Annotated in this window: 16 protein-coding genes; 7 read left to right on the top strand and 9 right to left on the bottom strand. The window is 39.9% G+C overall.

Annotation, left to right across the window (positions count from 1 at the left end; translation table 11 throughout):
• Positions 1-35 precede the first annotated feature (35 nt).
• Positions 36-1,457 carry a type I glutamate--ammonia ligase gene (glnA, locus tag PL8927_RS17915; protein ID WP_083624276.1) on the bottom strand — a complete coding sequence of 474 codons (1,422 nt, stop codon included), beginning with the start codon at positions 1,455-1,457 and terminating at the stop codon, positions 36-38.
• Between the two features lie 175 nt (positions 1,458-1,632).
• Between glnA and apcB the strand changes: the two genes are divergently transcribed.
• The 4 genes from apcB (at position 1,633) to PL8927_RS17895 (ending at position 5,425) form a co-directional block, all read left to right on the top strand.
• Positions 1,633-2,142 (top strand): allophycocyanin subunit beta, encoded by a 510-nt coding sequence (gene apcB / locus PL8927_RS17910; RefSeq protein WP_083624271.1) that lies wholly within the window; start codon positions 1,633-1,635, stop codon positions 2,140-2,142.
• A 262-nt stretch (positions 2,143-2,404) separates the two neighbouring features.
• Positions 2,405-3,274, top strand: a complete 870-nt coding sequence (locus PL8927_RS17905; RefSeq protein WP_083624269.1) for an RNA-guided endonuclease TnpB family protein — start codon at positions 2,405-2,407, stop codon at positions 3,272-3,274.
• Between the two features lie 596 nt (positions 3,275-3,870).
• Positions 3,871-4,719 (top strand): TlyA family RNA methyltransferase, encoded by an 849-nt coding sequence (locus tag PL8927_RS17900; RefSeq protein WP_083624266.1) that lies wholly within the window; start codon positions 3,871-3,873, stop codon positions 4,717-4,719.
• Positions 4,720-4,735: 16 nt separating this feature from the next.
• The gene (locus PL8927_RS17895) at positions 4,736-5,425 is read left to right on the top strand and encodes a hypothetical protein (protein ID WP_083624264.1); all 690 of its coding nucleotides are present in this window, start codon (positions 4,736-4,738) and stop codon (positions 5,423-5,425) included.
• A gap of 8 nt (positions 5,426-5,433) precedes the next feature.
• Here the strand turns inward: PL8927_RS17895 and PL8927_RS17890 are convergent, their stop codons facing one another.
• Both PL8927_RS17890 and PL8927_RS17885 read right to left on the bottom strand, forming a co-directional pair.
• Entirely contained in the window at positions 5,434-5,847 is a 414-nt protein-coding gene (locus PL8927_RS17890) for a peptide chain release factor 1 (RefSeq protein ID WP_156093234.1), read from the bottom strand.
• Positions 5,848-6,007: 160 nt separating this feature from the next.
• Positions 6,008-6,811: a class I SAM-dependent methyltransferase gene (locus PL8927_RS17885; protein ID WP_083624255.1), complete on the bottom strand. Its 804-nt coding sequence runs from the start codon at positions 6,809-6,811 to the stop codon at positions 6,008-6,010.
• Positions 6,812-7,482: 671 nt separating this feature from the next.
• Here PL8927_RS17885 and PL8927_RS17880 point away from each other — a divergent pair.
• Both PL8927_RS17880 and PL8927_RS17875 read left to right on the top strand, forming a co-directional pair.
• Positions 7,483-8,424: a spermine/spermidine synthase domain-containing protein gene (locus PL8927_RS17880; protein ID WP_083624252.1), complete on the top strand. Its 942-nt coding sequence runs from the start codon at positions 7,483-7,485 to the stop codon at positions 8,422-8,424.
• A gap of 165 nt (positions 8,425-8,589) precedes the next feature.
• Positions 8,590-9,186, top strand: coding sequence for a M23 family metallopeptidase (locus PL8927_RS17875; protein ID WP_156093233.1), 597 nt, complete (start codon positions 8,590-8,592; stop codon positions 9,184-9,186).
• 197 nt (positions 9,187-9,383) lie between these two features.
• Here the strand turns inward: PL8927_RS17875 and PL8927_RS17870 are convergent, their stop codons facing one another.
• The 3 genes from PL8927_RS17870 to PL8927_RS17860 form a co-directional block, all read right to left on the bottom strand.
• Entirely contained in the window at positions 9,384-10,079 is a 696-nt protein-coding gene (locus PL8927_RS17870; RefSeq protein WP_083624249.1) for an ExbD/TolR family protein, read from the bottom strand.
• A gap of 71 nt (positions 10,080-10,150) precedes the next feature.
• A complete protein-coding gene (locus PL8927_RS17865) occupies positions 10,151-10,954 on the bottom strand; it encodes a MotA/TolQ/ExbB proton channel family protein (RefSeq protein ID WP_083624246.1) in 804 nt (267 codons plus the stop codon).
• 230 nt (positions 10,955-11,184) lie between these two features.
• A complete protein-coding gene (locus PL8927_RS17860) occupies positions 11,185-14,538 on the bottom strand; it encodes an Eco57I restriction-modification methylase domain-containing protein (protein ID WP_083624244.1) in 3,354 nt (1,117 codons plus the stop codon).
• A 90-nt stretch (positions 14,539-14,628) separates the two neighbouring features.
• Here PL8927_RS17860 and PL8927_RS17855 point away from each other — a divergent pair, with 90 nt between their 5' ends.
• A complete protein-coding gene (locus tag PL8927_RS17855) occupies positions 14,629-15,780 on the top strand; it encodes a pyridoxal-phosphate-dependent aminotransferase family protein (RefSeq protein ID WP_083624241.1) in 1,152 nt (383 codons plus the stop codon).
• A gap of 55 nt (positions 15,781-15,835) precedes the next feature.
• Here the strand turns inward: PL8927_RS17855 and PL8927_RS17850 are convergent, their stop codons facing one another.
• The 3 genes from PL8927_RS17850 to PL8927_RS17840 all read right to left on the bottom strand — a co-directional run bounded on the left by PL8927_RS17850 (position 15,836) and on the right by PL8927_RS17840 (position 18,164).
• Positions 15,836-16,153, bottom strand: coding sequence for a type II toxin-antitoxin system RelE/ParE family toxin (locus PL8927_RS17850; protein WP_083624238.1), 318 nt, complete (start codon positions 16,151-16,153; stop codon positions 15,836-15,838).
• Complete coding sequence (locus PL8927_RS17845; RefSeq protein WP_231506053.1) at positions 16,153-16,401, bottom strand: ribbon-helix-helix domain-containing protein; 249 nt, start codon at positions 16,399-16,401, stop codon at positions 16,153-16,155. The genes PL8927_RS17850 and PL8927_RS17845 overlap by 1 nt, the downstream gene beginning before the upstream one ends.
• 74 nt (positions 16,402-16,475) lie before the next feature.
• Positions 16,476-18,164 (bottom strand): DUF3352 domain-containing protein, encoded by a 1,689-nt coding sequence (locus PL8927_RS17840; protein ID WP_083624235.1) that lies wholly within the window; start codon positions 18,162-18,164, stop codon positions 16,476-16,478.
• Between the last annotated feature and the right edge of the window lie 78 nt (positions 18,165-18,242).

Here is an 18,242-nt window from a genome sequence, read left to right as displayed (position 1 = left end):
GTGGCTGTCAATAACTCAAACGAGTTTAACAAAAATTAACAATCGTAATAGAGCGCAAACTCGTAGGGAGTCGGACGTAACCGGGTGGGGTTGACTTCGTTGTCCAGTTTGTAGGAAATCCAGTTGGCAATAAAGTCTTCGGTAAACACACCGGGTTCAGTTAAGAAGGCGTGATCATTCTCCAACGCTTCCAACGCCAATTCTAAAGAACCTGGAGTGGAAGGAATCTTCCGCAGTTCTTCAGGACTGAGATCATAAATATCCACATCCAAGGGTTCCCCTGGATCAATTTGGTTCTTAATCCCATCGATTCCAGCACAGAGCATCGCTGCAAACGCCATATAGGGGTTAGCAGTAGCATCAGGACACCGGAACTCTAAACGCTTGGCTTTGGGGTTGTTTCCAGCCAGAGGAATCCTCACAGAAGCCGAACGGTTTCCTTGAGAGTAAGCCAAGTTCACCGGAGCTTCATACCCAGGAACTAAGCGTTTGTAGGAATTGGTGCTGGGGTTGGTCAAAGCTAACAACGCCGGAGCGTGTTTGAGAATACCGCCGATGTACCACAGCCCCATTTCGCTGAATCCGGCATATTTATCGCCAGCAAACAGAGGTTGACCATCTTTCCAAATCGATTGGTGGGTGTGCATCCCAGAGCCATTATCCGCAAAAACGGGTTTAGGCATGAAAGTGACAGTTCTGCCGTATTTTTTACCGACGTTTTTGATCACATATTTGTAGATCATCAAGTTATCGGCGGCTTCAATTAGAGTTCCAAATTTGAAACCCAGTTCGCACTGTCCACCCGTAGCCACTTCATGGTGATGTTTTTCAATGGGAACTCCACATTTGGCCATTGTTAACAGCATTTCAGTACGGATATCTTGGAAAGTATCCGTCGGCGCTACAGGGAAATACCCTTCTTTGTAGCCCGGTTTGTAAGCTAAATTTCCACCTGCTTCTTCCCTTCCCGAATTCCAACGACCTTCAACCGAATCAACATAGTAATAGCCACAATGTTGAGTTTGATCGTAGCGAACATCATCAAAAATGAAAAATTCCGCTTCCGGGCCAAAGAATGCCGTATCACCAATCCCTGTGGACACTAAATAATCTACGGCTTTCTGGGCAATAACACGGGGACAACGGTTGTAGGGTTCCCCAGTACGCGGTTCTTGAATACTACAAATGATGCTGAGAGTCGGTTCTGCCATGAAGGGATCGATCCAAGCTGTTTTTGGATCTAATACCATTGACATATCAGATTCATTAATGGCTTTCCAACCGCGAATGCTGGAACCATCAAACGGTACACCATCTGTAAAGGAGGATTCATCGATTTGGCTGTTGTGTACCGTTAGATGCTGCCAGGTTCCTAGCATATCCACGAATTTCAGGTCAATCATTTGAATCTTTTGGTCTTCGATGATCGATAAAACCTCTTGGGCAGTCTCAGGCATGAATGAATATCTCCTCAAAAATCTTGATTATCTCTGAAAGGCTTGGCCGTTGGGCTGACAAAGCATCTGGCTGATCATAGTGACTCAGATTGATTAAGTTTTGTATTGAGTGCTACAATACAGCACGTCGCGGCTTCAGAATAATTGAAATGATATTATAAAGGAGATAGCCATCATGCGAGATGCCGTTACAAGCTTAATAAAAAATTACGACAGAACGGGTCGGTATTTAGATCGGGATGCTCTCGATCAACTCAAGTCCTATTTTTCAACCGGTACGGTACGAGTGCAAGCGGCTGCTGTGATTAATAGCAACGCAGCGGCTTTGGTCAAACAAGCGGGTTCTGATTTGTTCAGTCAAGTCCCTGAGTTGATTCGTCCCGGTGGTTATGCTTACACCACCCGTCGTTATGCAGCCTGTTTACGCGATATGGACTATTATCTGCGTTATGCCAGCTATGCTTTGGTGGCAGGCGATATGGATGTTTTAGATGAACGGGTACTCCAAGGGTTACGCGAAACTTACAATTCTTTAAATGTTCCTGTTGGCCCTACCGTTGCTGGTATCGGTATTCTCAAAGATTTAGTCGCTGAACAGGTTGCCGCCGCCGGACTCCCTACCGGAGACTATTTAGAACAGCCTTTTGATCATTTAATTCGGGAATTGGGTGAACAGGATATTTAATCCTTTACTCAATTTTTTTCAAGCGATTGCATTCACGAACGCTGATTCCTTTTTGGCAAACTCATCTCGGCAACCCCGACTATTAGATTAACCTCAGTTTTTTGTTGGTTAAGGGTTTCTGGGGTGATGCCATTTTTAGATTTTAGCTTCTTCCGCAAAGAGTGCCCCACGTCTGACCCGTTAGGGCAGCGTGGGATGAATTGCGGTCAGGGACTAGAATGTTCAATAATTGGTGATCATTAAAAAAAGGAGGTGATTTAAAGTGCTTAAGGCAGTAAAGGTTAGACTCTACCCGACATCCGAACAGGAATTAGCATTAGCTAAGTCATTTGGTTGTGCAAGGTGGTATTGGAACTTTGCCTTAAATGCCTGTATTCAGCACTATCAAGAAACAGGAAAAAGCTTAAAGTTGGTAACTTACAAAGGAATGCTCCCTATTGATCTGGGGTTAAAAGATTTTGCAATTGTTCATGACGGAGATAGCGCAACTAAATATACTAACCCTAAACATTTATATCGTCACCAGAAAAATCTAGCCCGAAAACAGAAAAAACTCTCTCGAAAAAACAAAGGAAGTAAATCCAGGGAGAAATTTAGAAAAATTGTAGCTAAGGTTCATGAGAAAATCGCCAATTCCCGCCAAGATTTCTTGCATAAATTATCAAGAAATTTGGTAGATGAAAGCCAAATTATTGTCGTTGAAAACCTCAACGTTAAGGGGATGGTTAAGAACCGGAAGCTATCAAAATCAATATCTGATGTGGGATGGGGAATCTTTGTTAATTTTATAGACTACAAACTTCAACAAAAAGACGGTGAACTTATAGAGATTCATCGCTTCTTCCCCAGTTCCAAAACTTGTTCGAGTTGTGGTCATATAGTGGATGTGCTACCTCTGAATATCAGAGAATGGGATTGTCCAAATTGCAATACTCATCATGACCGTGACGGTAACGCTGCGCTTAACATCAGGAATGAGGGGATCAGAATTAAGAATAAAGGCGGAGGGAACCCCGTCTCTGCTGATAGAGCCTGTGTAAGACCGGATAACCGCAAGGCTTCAGCCGTGAGCCTCAGCCGAACGGTGAAAGGGCATCGGGCTGAGAAATCAGAAGCCCACACTTACTCGTAGAGAAGTGTGGGTAGTTCACATAGATATAGGGCGATCGCATTTCACTCTTAGGAGCATCGCCTTAATTCATTTCCTATTGTCTAGGACGGAAAATTAGAATTCTTCAAATCGGCCCCAAACTACACAGGTTTTCAGATTGTGTTGAGTCGGGTTATGATGGATATTTTCTGTTGTCGTCATTTCTACTGTGCCATTTGGATAAATAATGTCAGCACCCCGTACTGAAGTGGCGGGGCTTTATGCCTCACATGACATAATAGTTGACCAGCCTAACTAAAAGTTAGGGGTTTCTCCTGTTTAATCTAACACAACCTTTAACTCCATTAACCTCTGGATTTTAATTATAAACAGTGATATTTTTACGGTTTAATTGAGATTAATCTCAACAAATCAAGTGATAGCGATCACAGCGTCAAATCGTAAAATTGGATAGTAATATTCCATCCTTTAATGTTTGCTACAAATACTTGATCGGGTGGGTAATAACTTTTTTCTATTCCCTCCTATTCCCTATTCCCTCCTATTCCCTATTCCCTCCTATTCCCTGTTCCCTGTTCCCTGTTCCCTGTTCCCTGTTCCCTGTTCTAAAACCAAGCGTGAAACAACGACTCGATACTTTATTAGTAGATCGCAATTTATGTGAGTCTCGCCAACAAGCTCAACGCTTTATCCGGGCGGGATCAGTTTTAGTCAATCGACAGGTAATTGATAAACCGGGAACAGAAGTTAATACAGAAGCCGAGATTCAAGTTAAACAGCGATCGCGTTTTGTCTCCAGAGGAGGAGAAAAACTGGCTAAAGCCCTGGCAGAATTTAATATTGATGTGCGCGATCGCATTTGTCTGGATGGGGGAATTTCCACGGGGGGGTTTACCGATTGTTTATTACAAGCGGGGGCGAAACAAGTTTATGGCGTTGATGTCGGTTATGGACAATGTGACTGGGGAATCAGAAATGATCCCAGAGTCCGTTTGAAAGAACGCACAAATCTGCGCTATTTAACCCCTAGTCAATTGTACGGAGATTTAGCCATTGAATCGGATACACCTCCAGAAGCTTATGCGGAGTTTGCCGTTGTAGATGTATCATTTATTTCCTTAACCAAAATTTTGTCCCCGTTGTGGCAACTGTTAAAGCCGAATCGAGAAGTGGTACTGTTAGTAAAACCTCAATTTGAAGTGGGCAAAGAAAAGGTGGGCAAAAAAGGCGTTGTCCGAGATGCTGGCGATCAAGCCCATGCTATCTTTCAAGTAGGTTGTGCTGCCCTAACATTAGGATGGCAATATCGAGGTTTAACGTGGTCGCCGATTCAAGGCCCAGCAGGGAATATTGAGTACCTGTTGTGGTTACACCCGGAAGGTCAACCCCTTCCTTCAGAAATGGCGATCGCCCAAATCACCCAACTAGCCCAACAAAACCTAACTCAATCCCCCTCTCAACCCTAATTCATAAATCGGTTCAATGAAGTTTTTCAAACTGCTGAAGCGCATTACGGTTTATATCTTATGCGCCTTCATGTTTGTCTCCTGTGTAGTCGTTCTCGCGGTTGTAGCGATTACCATCAAGGTTTTAGTCCTGAAACTCGCCCATCAATTTATTTACCCCATTTTCATGTTTGGTGATTTGCTTCGGGGTTTAGAAATTATTGATTTACTTAATATTTTGGTATTTGCGATTGTGGGTATGGGATTAGGATTAGCAACCCGTTTATTACCCATTCAAAATGCGCGAAAAATTAGTACATTTTTTCTGATTATTTTAATCCCGATTATTTTAGCTGTTCCTCAAATTGTGAAATACAATCTTTGGGTGGAGGATATTGCTCATGATGATGAAATCCCGGTTTCTCAAGCAAAAATGGTTGCGGATACCTTTCTAAAACGCCGGATTAATCAGGAGGGGATCTTCGGTTTTTATTTATATACCGGACGATTTCCCATGATTCCGACGCGACAAGTTCAAATGCAGGAATTAGAACGTTTAGAGAAACAAGTTAACTCTAAATTTGTTCGGGTGAGTGGAATTCCCCCAACTTTAATTACCTTAATTATGGGAATTTGTTTTTGGGGAATTCGGCTATTTTATTTTGCCATTGCTGTGATTACAGCGATCGCTCATTATCGAGAAGGATTAAGAATTGTGGGAGAGTAATCAAAGAATTATCGCCAGTAGGGTCTTCCTTTCCAAAACAAACCAATTAAAATTCCCATAATCGTGATTTGAGATGTACTTAATAAAAGAACGGGCGGGAAGATGGATTTATAGATAAATAAAGTTACTAATAAGCAAGGGAAAAGTACCCAAATACAAGTTGTATTGAGGAAAACTTTAGAAGGACGAATTTCGATTAAATAAATTACCAAAGCTCCTACCCCAACACCCACACCGAATAAAATTAACAACCCCAAGGGAGGGGCATATAAAATTGCCATCATTTTTTGCAAAGCTTTTGATTGAGTAATTCCCCAAATCATCAGAATTTCTGCGATCGCAACAATTAAATAAGTCAGGGCGACACTTTGCAATAAAGATGACCAGGGTAAATTTTTTAAACGTTGTATAAAATTATTCATTGTTAACTGTTGACTGTTGACTGAAGAAAAGAACGCCACTTCCTACCTGGATTTTGCCGGATTTTCCAGAATAGCCGCATATTAATCAGTTCTAAAAATTCAAGGGATCAGAAGGGGGAAACACTCAACTCAATTCCCCCTTTTCCATTAGATATTGGGTTCAATCCTTAATTTTAGTGGCTACAATCCGAATCCGCTTATAGTCAGCAATCCATGTCCCATTCTTGAATAATTTGGGGCGCAAATGCGTTTCGATATCAGTAATAATATGCAGTTGTTCCGATGCCGGAATTCCCTGAAAAAAGCTATCTGCAAACATTCTCAGCCAATGTCTTAACCCTTTTTCGCTATCATTTAATGGGGTGGGACGCTCCATCAAAGTTGCCAACTTTAACTGAAATCCTGTTGCTTCTAAGAGCGTTCCATATTCAGAAATACTGGGAAAATACCAAGGATTCAGCGTTTTGTTTTCCGGGTATCCGGCTGCATCTAAAGCCGCATAAATTGCCGTAATAATTGTATCAACATTCCCCTTTCCTCCAAATTCTGCAACAAAACGCCCTCCTGGTTTCAATGCTCGCCAAACCCCAGCGATGACTTTTTCAGGTTGTTGAATCCAATGTAAAACCGCGTTGGAGAAAACTGCATCAAACTGTTCAGTCCAGACTAAGTTCGATCCATCCGCCACCCATAAATTTAGATTGGGGTAAGTTTGATTGGCTCGTTTAATCTGGGTTGAGGCTTTGTCAATTCCGATAACTTCAGCCCCAGTATTTGTAATTTTGTAACTCAGATGACCTGTGCCACAACCGAGATCGAGGATGTGTTCTCCTGCACGGGGATCAAGCAATTCCAAGAGATCCACCGCTAAGTTAGAGACAAAGCTATGATGACTGTCGTAGAGTTTTGCATCCCAATGGGGCACAGGAGCCATAGGAGCATAGTTTACGGTCTTAGTGTTCATTAGGCAGTCAGGCAGAATTTGTTTGTCATTTTTTAGTATGCAGCATTATGTTCATGATTGTCTAAAAATTAAGGAAAGTTTAGACTTATTCAACAGAGGTAATTTATTCCTATTACTGAAAAGTGTAATCAACTCCTGAGAATTGCATTTCAACTCGTTCTGTTTTATCAATAGAGGTTGTTTCACTAAGTCCTAGTATAAATCAAGTCATCTTTCTGAAGATAGAGATTTTGTCAACTCCATTATTTTACTTCTATAAAAACTTTTCAAACCCCAGAAAAACTGACGATCCCTCCTATCATTTTTCTAGGACAAAACAGAGTTGACAAACAAAACGGAGCAGGGTAGAACTCCAGATTAAAATCGTGAGTTAAAATTTATACCCTCTGACCCCTTTCTACTGCAAGGTGAAGATGGTTTTTGGGTGTCGGGTATCGACGATCAGACATTTGAGGTGATAAAGTTTAAACCGCTATCCGCTTAGGAATAAAAATGACCGATTTTTAACCTTTTATTAATCTATGATTAAATTTTTTTTAATTTAAAATTAAAACAGTTAAAGCAGAACGGTTTAAGGGTTGTGTGTGCTTAAAATCGGATAACATTTTGTGATCAGTACAGAATGTTCTACCCTGGAACATTGGATCTGTATATTTGTAGGAGAAGTGATTATGTCGGGTAGCGAACTCCAAGCCGATTTTTGGGTGAGTGAGTATATCACACCTTGGGATATTTATGTTCATGGAATTACCAAAGTATTAGCCTATAAAAAAACGCCTTATCAAGATATGTATGTCGTCGAAACAGGCGCTTACGGAAAAGCCTTAGTTCTTGATGGGAAATGGCAATCTTGTACTGGAGATGAATTTCTCTACCACGAACCCTTAGTCCATGTCGCCTCGGTTTATCATGGTTCTCCCCAAAAAGTTGCGGTTTTGGGTGGGGGAGAAGGCGCGACCATTCGGGAGGTATTACGCTGGAAAACTATTGAATGTGTAGCGATGATTGACTTGGATGGGGAGGTGGTCGAAGCTTGTAAAGAACATCTCCCAGAAATGCACCAAAATGCCTTTGATGATCCGCGCACACAACTAATTATCGGGGATGCCATCGACTTTTTAGATCAGACTCAAGAAAAATGGGATATTGTGATTTCGGATTTATCCGATCCGATTGAAGATGGGCCCTCATTCAAACTTTTCACTAAAGAATATTTTGAAAAAATTCGTCAAATTTTGACTCCCGATGGCTATGGGGTAATTCAAGCTGGCCCCGTTTCTCCCAATGAAATGAAACTCCACGTCCGCCTGGTGAATACCCTGAAAACGGTTTTTCCCCATGTTCATTCCTATACCAGTTATATTTCAACTTACGGAAGTCCTTGGAGTTTTATTATCGTTTCCAACCAACCGATTAATACCCGTCCTGAACCGGAGACGGTGGATCAAATTTTGCAAGACCAAACCGTCGGAGGGTTACGGATGTTTGATGGAACAACAATGTTAGGAATGTTACAAGTCCCTAAACATCTGCGGGCTGCGATCGCAGCCGAAACCGAAATTTATACCTTAGCTGAACCTCCAAAATTCTTTGGCAAAGGGGCCAATGCTTAATTAATTGCTAGGCATTTAAACTGGGTATCGGGTGCTGGGTGTCGATCAGGTTAACAATTAACCAAAATCGAGTACAATACACCCTGATGCCTGGGTGTTCTGTACTGAAAAGTTATAAAAAATTCGACTAACAACCCTTTTTGGTGATCGAGGAGTCAAACCTGAATGGCAAAATCTAAATTATCGCGTCCCCATAAACTTGTTTTACTCGCAGGATTAATGGGTCTAAGTTTTCTGGGACTGGGATGGAAACAACAGTTCGCTAAAGCTCAAAATACTGAAGTGGCGACGGGTATAAACTGGTCAGGAGCATCCTTTCCTGTGGAAAGCTTTCAAGAATATACCTCTGCTTTTGGATATCGGGGTGAAGGTTTTCATTATGGTTTAGATTTAGCAGCACCTCAAGGCAGTTATATTCGCAACTGGTGGCAAGGGACAGTGGTAGAAGTTTGGCAAGATGGCCGTTGTGGGACGGGAATTGCAATTCAGTCCGGTCAATGGGAACATATTTATTGTCATGTTCAAGGCAGCGTGGAAAAAACCAGTCAAGGGACTTATTTTATTGACCGAGCAGGCGGAATTCAACTCTGGGAAGGTCAACAAATTCCTTCGGGGACGAGAATTGCTAGAGTCGGGATGACGGGACGAACAACAGGCCCTCACCTGCATTGGGGTTTAAAACATAGTGGCCGTTGGGTTGATCCCGCGCGTGTGTTACGCTCGATGTACAATCAACAAATTCAACAAGCTAATCGGGGATAAGATAAAAATGAATTTTTGTAAAAAAAATGAGTCACTCTTGATACAATAGTTAATGTGAGATTTGAAAATTTCTACCCGCAGGCAGATGAAGAACGCGGCGTTTAGGTTTCTTCAAATCAAAACAACAACGGTATCCATAAATATAGACCAGCAACTTAAATTTTGCGCTGGTCTTTTTTGTAGGTTGATGGTGGGTTTTAAAATCCTTTTTGTCCTTCACCTTCAGAGGGAAAAGTATTATCAGAAGAAGGGAGTTGAGGAAGTAAAGGATTAGTGTTATCAGGTTCAGGAATTGAAGGGGTTAAGACCGGACTATTCTGTGAAGGAAGACGGTTAGGACTGTTAGGAAGGGTGGGAGAAATCGGAGAAATGGAGGGAAGTGTATCCCCGGAATTGGGTGTTGTCGGGGCAAAAGGCGGGGTAAGATTAGAGGGATTAGGAGGGGTTAAGGTGGGGTTTAAAGGGTTTGTGGGGGGTTGAATTTCCTGAGAACTGGGTAAGGTAGCGAGGGCGACTCGTTCGCCGCCAATGGCTCTTAAACGGTCTAAAATGCTAACAACATCATTATAAAGGGCTTCTTTCGGGGCATATAATACAATTAATCCATTCGGATTCCAACGACGAAATCGTAATAATGCTCGGTCTAATTGATCGAGGTTAACCAGTTGTTGTTCAATATAGGTTCGTCCGGCTTGATCAATCCCCACAATTAACATTTTTTGCATTTGGGTTTCCCCTGTACTTGCTTTTGGCAAATCCACATTAATCGCCTGTTGACGAGTTAATTGTAGGGATGCCAAAATAAAGAACGTCAGAATACAAAACACCACATCAATTAAGGGAATTAATTCTATTCTAGCTTCATCAATTTGAGAATCTGTTCTAATTTTCATAACAGTTTTTTTGTAATTAATTTCTAGGAGTTTTTCGAGGAATAAATCGGAATATTAGCCCTGAAAATCGTTTATTTTCCATCGTCTTCCTTCTCCAAAAACTCAGATCGTTCTGCGGGTTTAATCGGTTTTTCCGGTTCTACGGACGAGTTATTATTTTCTCGGTCTACCAGTAAATGCTTCAGAATCGGTTCTTCGGTTTCTTCTTCCTCTTCTTCTTCAGTGTCAGGAATTTGTAACTGAGATTTGGCATAGGGCCAATTCTGACGATACAACAATTCTAATTCATTTCCGGCTTTACGGAATATTTTAGCTTGATTAAACATTAACCCCTGAAACAAGCGATAAAACGCCAAACTTATAATCGCAACAATTAATCCCGTTGCTGTTGTAATTAAAGCTTCTGCAATCCCCAAGGTAACATCTGAAGCCGATGAAGTCCCAATATCCCCCAAACGAATCGAACCCAAGGAGTTAATTAACCCTAATACTGTTCCCAAGAGTCCCAATAGAGGCGCCATTGCAATTACCGCCTCAAAAATTTTGTCTCCACGCCGCATGGACGCTAACTCTTCATCCGCTCCAGCTTCTAGCGCTAAACGAAACACTTCCGGGTCTGGAGACTGTAACCGCAGGGGTGCATAGAGAAACCGTCCCATAGGTTGATTACTAGATTGTTTCGCAATTTGATGCGCCTTCCCCCATTGTCCTCGTCGCGCTGAGTCAATAACTCGGTTAACGATTTGTTTTTCTTTGGTGAGGGTCGTCATCCAAAACCAAATGCGTTCTAAGATCACACTCATCGACAAGATGGACAAAATCAGCAACGGCCACATTGCTGGCCCACCCTTAGCAAAAATCTCTTGAATATTCATAACTGTATTAGATGTACAGGCTACTTGGCTAATATAAAGCCAAACCCTTTCAATTTTGCCATTCTCCGGGGTGAATCGCTAGTGTTTTTATAGCAGGGAACAGGGAACAGGGAATAGGGAATAGGGAATAGGGAACAGGGAACAGGGAACAGGGAATGAGTTTGCTGGATTTAGAAGTGTCCTAACTGTAATGCGTAGTGCTATACCCTAGAAAGGGATCTTCTGTTAAATTAACTGGGATAAAAGGGCATTCTAGGGGGTGCTGTTTTCCAGATTAATTCTATTTCTTCTGGGGTTAATTGATAGGCTTGATTGACTAAATCCGATAACCGTTTTTCTAAGTTTAGTGCTTCTTGTTTGCGAGTTTGAATGGCGGGTACATATTCGTTATAAGCTTCTCGTATTGATTTTAATCCTTTGACTCCTAAAGGATCAGATGATTTACTTTTTGGTAATTGTTTGATCACTTCTTCGATTAATTCTTCAAAACTCAGGTCGGCAAAACTTTCTAATTTTCGACTAATTTTTTTAACTTTATATTGAATTTGTAACCAAGTTAAAACATCATCATTAGCGGTTTGATTTGTTTTTGTGATTTCAATTAAGCGAGTAACAATTGATTCAACTTCATCACGAATTTGATCTGTAGGTTCTCCGATAGGAAAATTAATCATTAAATCTCCACGCGGTGTAACAGAATCTCCGATCATTTTGGGAAATAATTGATAAGCTATCCACCAACCTAAAGGCGAGTTAAGACAACCGCAAATATAAAAATCTGCCTTCGGTAAAATAAAAACTTTATTATTGACATAGTAATTGTTCCTATCTATTGTATAAGCTGGATAGGTATTAATTTCTTGATAAAGGATTTTGGGTTGTTCCAAAATTTCCCAATAATCTACTGCATCTTGAATTTCATACCATTGATAATGACCGGCTTTGCGTCCCAACCATTCCCCCTCTTGGTTTTTATTCCAATTTTTAGGACAAGGTTCTAATTTTTGGCGATAGGAATTGAGATGATTTTTAATAGCCGGATAATCATCAATTTCTAACCCTCGTCTAGTAAAAATTATCCATAAATTTTCTGATGTAGAATACCACCGTTTAATATCCTGACCTCGGAGTAAAGGTTTAATAATTTCGGCGGATTTTGGGTCAGCTTGAACAATTTTATTTTTAGTCTCATCATCAATTAAAAAGGCTTCATTTAACCCAGTTTTAATTCCATATAACGGTTTAACTCCGGCGAAATCTTTAAGAGGAATTCCCACACGCTGAATTTTATTCATTAACTCCTCAACGTCTGGACGTTCTAAATTCCAAGATTCACTTGTAAACCTTGACCAAGCCACATCATAACCTTGATTTTGGACATATTGAGTTAAGTTAATATTAACTAATTTTTCTTTTGGAATTGGACAAAGTTTAACATTAAATTCAGAAGGAATAGAGGTTTTGAGTTCAGTGGTTTCAACTTGAGAGGGAGATAGTTTATAAACCGATATAATACAGGGAAAAGTATCTGCATCCTCAAAAATTGGGGCGTGTCCAAAATCAATAATTTGCTCAAAAGTGCTATTTTCAATAAAAAACCGACGCAAGGGTTCACCATAACCCGCTTTTAACCATTTATTCGTAACAATATAAGATAATTTTCCAGCAGGTTTGAGGATATTTAACCCTTTTTCATAGAAATAAGCGTATAAATCAGCTACCCCATTATAGGATTGATAATGATCTTTTAAATAGGGTTTAATTGGAGATAATAATTCTTGTCGGACATAGGGAGGATTTCCGATCACCACATCAAACCCACCCTTAGCAAAGACTTCTGGAAATTCTGTTTCCCAGTTAAAGGGTTTATCGGTAAAGTCAGCATCAGCAATAATAGAATTACCTTGTTTAATATTATCATCTAAATCCGTTAAGGATTTTCCAGGTTCAGCCGTTTTTAACCACAGGGATAATTTAGTAATTTCGACCGACTCCGCCGATAAATCAACTCCATATAAGTTTTGAGTTAAAATCATTGTATCTAAACGTTCTAACTCTGTTTCTGGCGTTATTAATAGGGAAGATAAGGCTTGATTAACTCGTTGATAATCTTGGAATAAATAATCAAAAGCCGCGATTAAAAATGCCCCAGAGCCGCAAGCGGGATCACAAACTTTGGTTTGTTTTAAAATTTGATCTCGATAGGTTTGCCAAAATTCAATTTCTGCCGATTTTTGTTGCTTTTTAGGTGTTTTTGTGGTAATATTTAATTGAAAGCGATCGCGCAATTCATCTTCTTTTTGTTTGAGATAAGCTCCCAAGGCTACCTGCACAATATATTGAGTAATAAACGCTGGAGTATAAAAAATTCCTTGGGTTTTGCGTTTCCCTGATTTTTGATTAAAATCTTGGTTTTGAGTTTTAGCTTTTAAGGCTTCTAAATCTGTAATTGATTGTTCAAAAATATGTCCTAAAATATCAACAGAAACCTCAGTTTCAAAGTCATATTTAGTTAAATTTTTGAGTTGTGTACAAAGCGGGTCAGGAACCGTTAACTGTTCATCTAATAACGGATCATGTTCAAATAATCCCCCATTATAACCTGGAATTGGCGGATCTTCATTTCCTTTATCGACCCAAGAAAATACTGATTTATAATTATCCCAAATTAATTTAGTATGATAAGGATCTTTGTAATCATGAGCATTATTTAGGGTGTTTTTAGGTAATAACCCTCTATCTTGACAAAAGGCTAAAAATAAAATTCTATCTAAGGTTTTTTGAGCTTTCTCAATTAAAATATTATCTCGATTTGGGAGATTTTTAGGCCCGGTGAAGCAAAAATGATTAACGAGATTAATTCGGACATTATAATAATCTTGATAGAGTTGTTCTGTAATTTCTTGTTGTGCGGTATCGGAATCAGCCAATAACCGATCTATAATAGATTGTTGTTGTCCGGTTTTGGGTAAAAAGTTAGTCCGACAGAGTAAATAATAAAGCTTTTTGAAATTAGCGATCGCTTCTAAGTCAGTTAATAAAAAACGTTCAAAGTAAGCGGGTGTCTTAGTAAGTTGATAAAGACGTAATTCTCGATAATTAGAGACAATCACCCAACGACAATTTTCAGTATAATTCGCATATTGCCAACCTTGTTCAACCGCAGAAAGTTTGCGTCCGGGTGCAGGTCGATCTAAATCGTTTTTAGCACTTTTTAATTCAATCGGTGCAATAATTTTACCCTGAAGTTTAACCTTTCCCGCTTTCCCTTCAATTGCTGTAAATAATCCTAACGCACCATCAGCAAATCCACCCCCATCAGAAATCGTTTGTTCGGCGTGAATTTCCCAGGTTTTCCCCTCTCCTGAAATCACAGACCGATATCCTAAAATATCCTGAAAAATATCTTTTAAAAAATCCCCTTGTAAAGACGTTTCTTTAACTTTTTCTAGTGTTCCTGCTTTTAAGGTATTAATCCAACGTTGAAGAATTTCATGACGGTCTAGCAAATCATCAGGAAAGGTAAAATTGCGAATAGCATTATTGAGGATTTTATTTTGAAATAAGGTTTTAGTGACTTGCATCGGTTTTCTTGAATAGAAAAATGTCAATCTTCTTAACATCAATTAAGATCATTCTACAGCATAATAATAGTATTGAGTCAAAAATGATTTATGAGTTTAGTTTCACCTGCGGTTAATGATAAAAATCGAGTTATTCCCCCAGAGTTGAATGTTCCTCCCCGTCTGTTATTAGGGCCGGGGCCATCCAATGCCAACCCCCGTGTATTACAAGCGCTGGCGATGTCTCCCATCGGACACCTTGACCCCTATTTTCTGCAACTGATGAACGAGGTACAAACCCTGTTGCGCTATGCTTGGCAAACCGATAACCCCATGACTATCCCCATAAGTGGGACGGGAAGCGCTGCAATGGAGGCGACTCTGGCGAATATTGTTGAACCTGGAGACGTGGTTTTAGTGGGGATAATGGGATATTTTGGCTATCGGTTAGTCGATATGGCGGGCCGTTATGGGGCCGATGTGCGAAAATTAGTCAAACCCTGGGGTCGGGTGTTTAGTTTGGAAGAACTGCGGCAAGGGCTGGAAACCCATCGTCCCAAGGTGTTAGCAATAGTTCATGCGGAAACGTCTACAGGCGCTTGTCAACCGTTGGAAGGGTTGGGCGCATTGTGTCGAGAATTTGATTGTTTGCTATTAGTTGATACCGTTACCAGTTTAGGCGGTGTGCCCTTATTTTTGGATAGTTGGGGTGTGGATTTATCTTATAGTTGTAGTCAAAAAGGGTTAGGTTGTCCCCCCGGTTTAGGGCCGTTTACCATGAGTCCTCGCGCTGTTGAAAAATTAAAAAATCGTTCAACAAAAGTGGCGAATTGGTATTTAGATGTATCGCTTCTGTCTCAATATTGGGGTCAGGATCGAGTCTATCACCATACTGCCCCCGTTAATATGAATTATGCCTTGCGAGAAGCTCTCAGAATTTTAGCCCAAGAAGGATTAGAAGCTAGTTGGAATCGTCATCTAACTAATGCTAAATTATTATGGGAGGGGTTAAACGATTTGGGATTAGTTTGTCATGTTCACGAAGATTATCGTTTACCTACATTAACAACGGTTCGCATTCCTGAAGGGGTGGATGGAAAAGCGATTTCTCGTCAATTATTGACCGAATATAATATTGAAATCGGCAACGGTTTAGGAGAATTAGCGGGTCAAGTTTGGCGAATTGGGTTAATGGGATATAATAGCCGTCCTGAAAATGTTCTGTTATTCTTATCGGCGTTAAAACGGGTTTTAAATCGTTAAATTGTAGTAGTGCGAGCGTCCTCGCTCGCTTGCTTTTATCAAGAATAGTCAACCGTTATTCTTCTGTTAAAATTCTTTCAATATCTCTAGCCGAGTGAAGAATGCGAACAATTAAAATCCGATCTTCAAAGGATAAATAAAAGATTAAATACTTTTCAAATCCTTTAACTGACCATCTCCTTAACTTTTCTAAACGAACATTATTAATAGGATACAAACCCCCTATTTCTGACATTCTAGCCAAGTTTGCTAAGGTTTCACGGACTGCATCAAAAAAACGTAATGCTGCATTCTGATTTCTCGAAGAAATATACATAAAATGATCATCAATATCTTGGCTGGCTTTAGGAGTGATTATAATTCTTTTAGTCATTACTCTGGTTGAAAATGTTGTATTAATTGAGAACGTTTTTGATCCCACCATTCATCTGTTAACTCTATCGGTTCACCACTTTCTAACCCTTCTAATAATAAAGATTCAACTCGTTCTATTTTTACTTGTTCTTGACGCAGCAAATCTAGGATATATTCGTTAGCATTAGCATAACCTCCTTTAACAACTTGGTGTTCAACAAAAGTTTGAATTGACTCAGGGAGAGAAAGATTGAGTAAGTTCATCATCGTTTAACCTCTGATTTTAGATTTACAGTTTAGACAGAAACCCGGTTTCTAAGAAACCGAGTTTATTGGATTAACTAACGCAGTCTTAAAAATACCGTTGCGTGTTGAACATTTCCGACGCGATCGCTACTACTAATTGTAAACGATCGCAAATTATCAAAAAACGGTTTAGCGGAAAGTTCCACTAATTTAAACAACGGTAATTGTTGATTCAAAAAGTCTCGACTGGTTAGCCAATTCAGATAGAAATAACCATCATTGATTTGCGGTAAAACTTCAAGACTGGCTTTAAAATCGGGATCTTCAGTAATCAAATTAGCTGTTTTTGCCACTTCTAAAGCTTCATCCATCGCTTCAACAGAAGTCGTAAAAATTTCATATTTCCCCACCGTTGAATGTACCCCTTTTGCATTCGCTTGAATTAACCGGGTTTGAGTTTTAGCTTTATCCTTTTTCTGCAAAACCACAGGAGTTAATTTTGTCCAAGCTGATAGAGTATTATTATTGAGATTAAATGATCCCACACTATAGCCTTGTTCTGTAGCAATTTTATCTAAATTTTCAATTGCTGAATTCGCATTTTCTGAACGTTCGGCCACAAAAATCCAGTCCCATTGTTCATCCCCATGAGGAACAACTGCTAAGGCATATTCTCCTGTCACCCAACTGAAAATATTTTGAGGTAAATCTAACCCCCATAAGCTTTTAATTCCGGCTATTGGTTGCTCAATAAATTGTTCTAAAGCCGTATTGACCGCAGCAATTTTAGAGAAGTCTGTCCACAGTTGTTTTAAGTCTTTTCCGGCAATTAATAACGGACTATTGGAACTAATATAGTTTAATGCTTCTACAGGTTTGGAAAATGCTGGAGATGGGTTTATTGTATCTTCCTCTAAGGTCGCAATTAACGCGGTTTCTGCTAAAAGTCCCTTAGAATTAATTCCTAAAGATACAGCCAAACTGGGTTGTTGACCGATAAATTCTTCCGGTTGATCAGTCACTAATTGCCAATTTCCTAAATTAAAAAATCCAAACCCAACTCCTCCTGGTTTTAATTCTTTTAAGGCTTTTTGATAGGATTCAGATTGACTTAAATTCAGATTAGCTTGTACAGTATTTAAGGCTTCTTTCATCACTTTGGGATAGTTAGCAAATAACACAAAGCGATCGCCAATAGTAGCCGTGACTAAACTAGGTGTATCGTTAACATCCCCTTCAAAGGGTCTACGATAAACTAATTTAACTCCGCGATATTGATCAGAAATAATATCTAAACCAGCATTGACTTGTTTCTGCCAAAACTGATCTAAAACCTCTTGACTTTTTTGAGAATTTTTTGTTGATAAAGCGACAAAATACCCCGGTTGTTGACCATTATTCGAGGAACGATCCAGATCAGGGGTAACTAATGCCCAAGTGATTTCATTTCCTAACCAAGGTTGAATATCTCGCCCATAATTTAACCCCGTATTTGTTAACAGACTTTCTTTAATTGGGTTGAGTTGAATGCGATTATTATTACTTTTTTGGGAAAAGGTTAAAATCTTCCCAACTGATTCTAACCGATCTGGATTTACTAATAATGAAACCATTGCGGGTGCAGTCCGAGGCACAAACATCGCCGCCTCTGGCGCTGTTTTTGTGCTACCTGTTACTAAGGAGGCAGGGTTTCGGCCCGACAACCCATAAAACCCCCCAATTCCCAGGAGTCCCAAAACGACTAGACCAATGACCAAAATTTTAGGAAATGAGCGTTTTTTCATAAGCTGAACCGTTGAGCGAATAACATTGCCAGATGGGAGTTCATTCTCTATTATGCGTTAATTTTGTCGTCTTGATAC

Origin of the sequence: Planktothrix serta PCC 8927 (genome assembly GCF_900010725.2) — a bacterium.
Classification (GTDB): Bacteria; Cyanobacteriota; Cyanobacteriia; order Cyanobacteriales; family Microcoleaceae; genus Planktothrix; species Planktothrix serta.
The sequence above is the reverse complement of the archived record's forward strand: the minus strand, read 5'-3'. Positions and strand labels throughout refer to the sequence as shown.

Coding starts and splice junctions, on each gene's coding strand:
- glnA (WP_083624276.1), bottom strand. CDS start 1,457: ATGCCTGAGACTGCCCAAGAGGTTTTATCGATCATCGAAGACCAAAAG.
- apcB (WP_083624271.1), top strand. CDS start 1,633: ATGCGAGATGCCGTTACAAGCTTAATAAAAAATTACGACAGAACGGGT.
- PL8927_RS17895 (WP_083624264.1), top strand. CDS start 4,736: ATGAAGTTTTTCAAACTGCTGAAGCGCATTACGGTTTATATCTTATGC.
- PL8927_RS17890 (WP_156093234.1), bottom strand. CDS start 5,847: ATGAATAATTTTATACAACGTTTAAAAAATTTACCCTGGTCATCTTTA.
- PL8927_RS17885 (WP_083624255.1), bottom strand. CDS start 6,811: ATGAACACTAAGACCGTAAACTATGCTCCTATGGCTCCTGTGCCCCAT.
- PL8927_RS17880 (WP_083624252.1), top strand. CDS start 7,483: ATGTCGGGTAGCGAACTCCAAGCCGATTTTTGGGTGAGTGAGTATATC.
- PL8927_RS17875 (WP_156093233.1), top strand. CDS start 8,590: ATGGCAAAATCTAAATTATCGCGTCCCCATAAACTTGTTTTACTCGCA.
- PL8927_RS17870 (WP_083624249.1), bottom strand. CDS start 10,079: ATGAAAATTAGAACAGATTCTCAAATTGATGAAGCTAGAATAGAATTA.
- PL8927_RS17865 (WP_083624246.1), bottom strand. CDS start 10,954: ATGAATATTCAAGAGATTTTTGCTAAGGGTGGGCCAGCAATGTGGCCG.
- PL8927_RS17860 (WP_083624244.1), bottom strand. CDS start 14,538: ATGCAAGTCACTAAAACCTTATTTCAAAATAAAATCCTCAATAATGCT.
- PL8927_RS17855 (WP_083624241.1), top strand. CDS start 14,629: ATGAGTTTAGTTTCACCTGCGGTTAATGATAAAAATCGAGTTATTCCC.
- PL8927_RS17850 (WP_083624238.1), bottom strand. CDS start 16,153: ATGACTAAAAGAATTATAATCACTCCTAAAGCCAGCCAAGATATTGAT.
- PL8927_RS17845 (WP_231506053.1), bottom strand. CDS start 16,401: ATGATGAACTTACTCAATCTTTCTCTCCCTGAGTCAATTCAAACTTTT.
- PL8927_RS17840 (WP_083624235.1), bottom strand. CDS start 18,164: ATGAAAAAACGCTCATTTCCTAAAATTTTGGTCATTGGTCTAGTCGTT.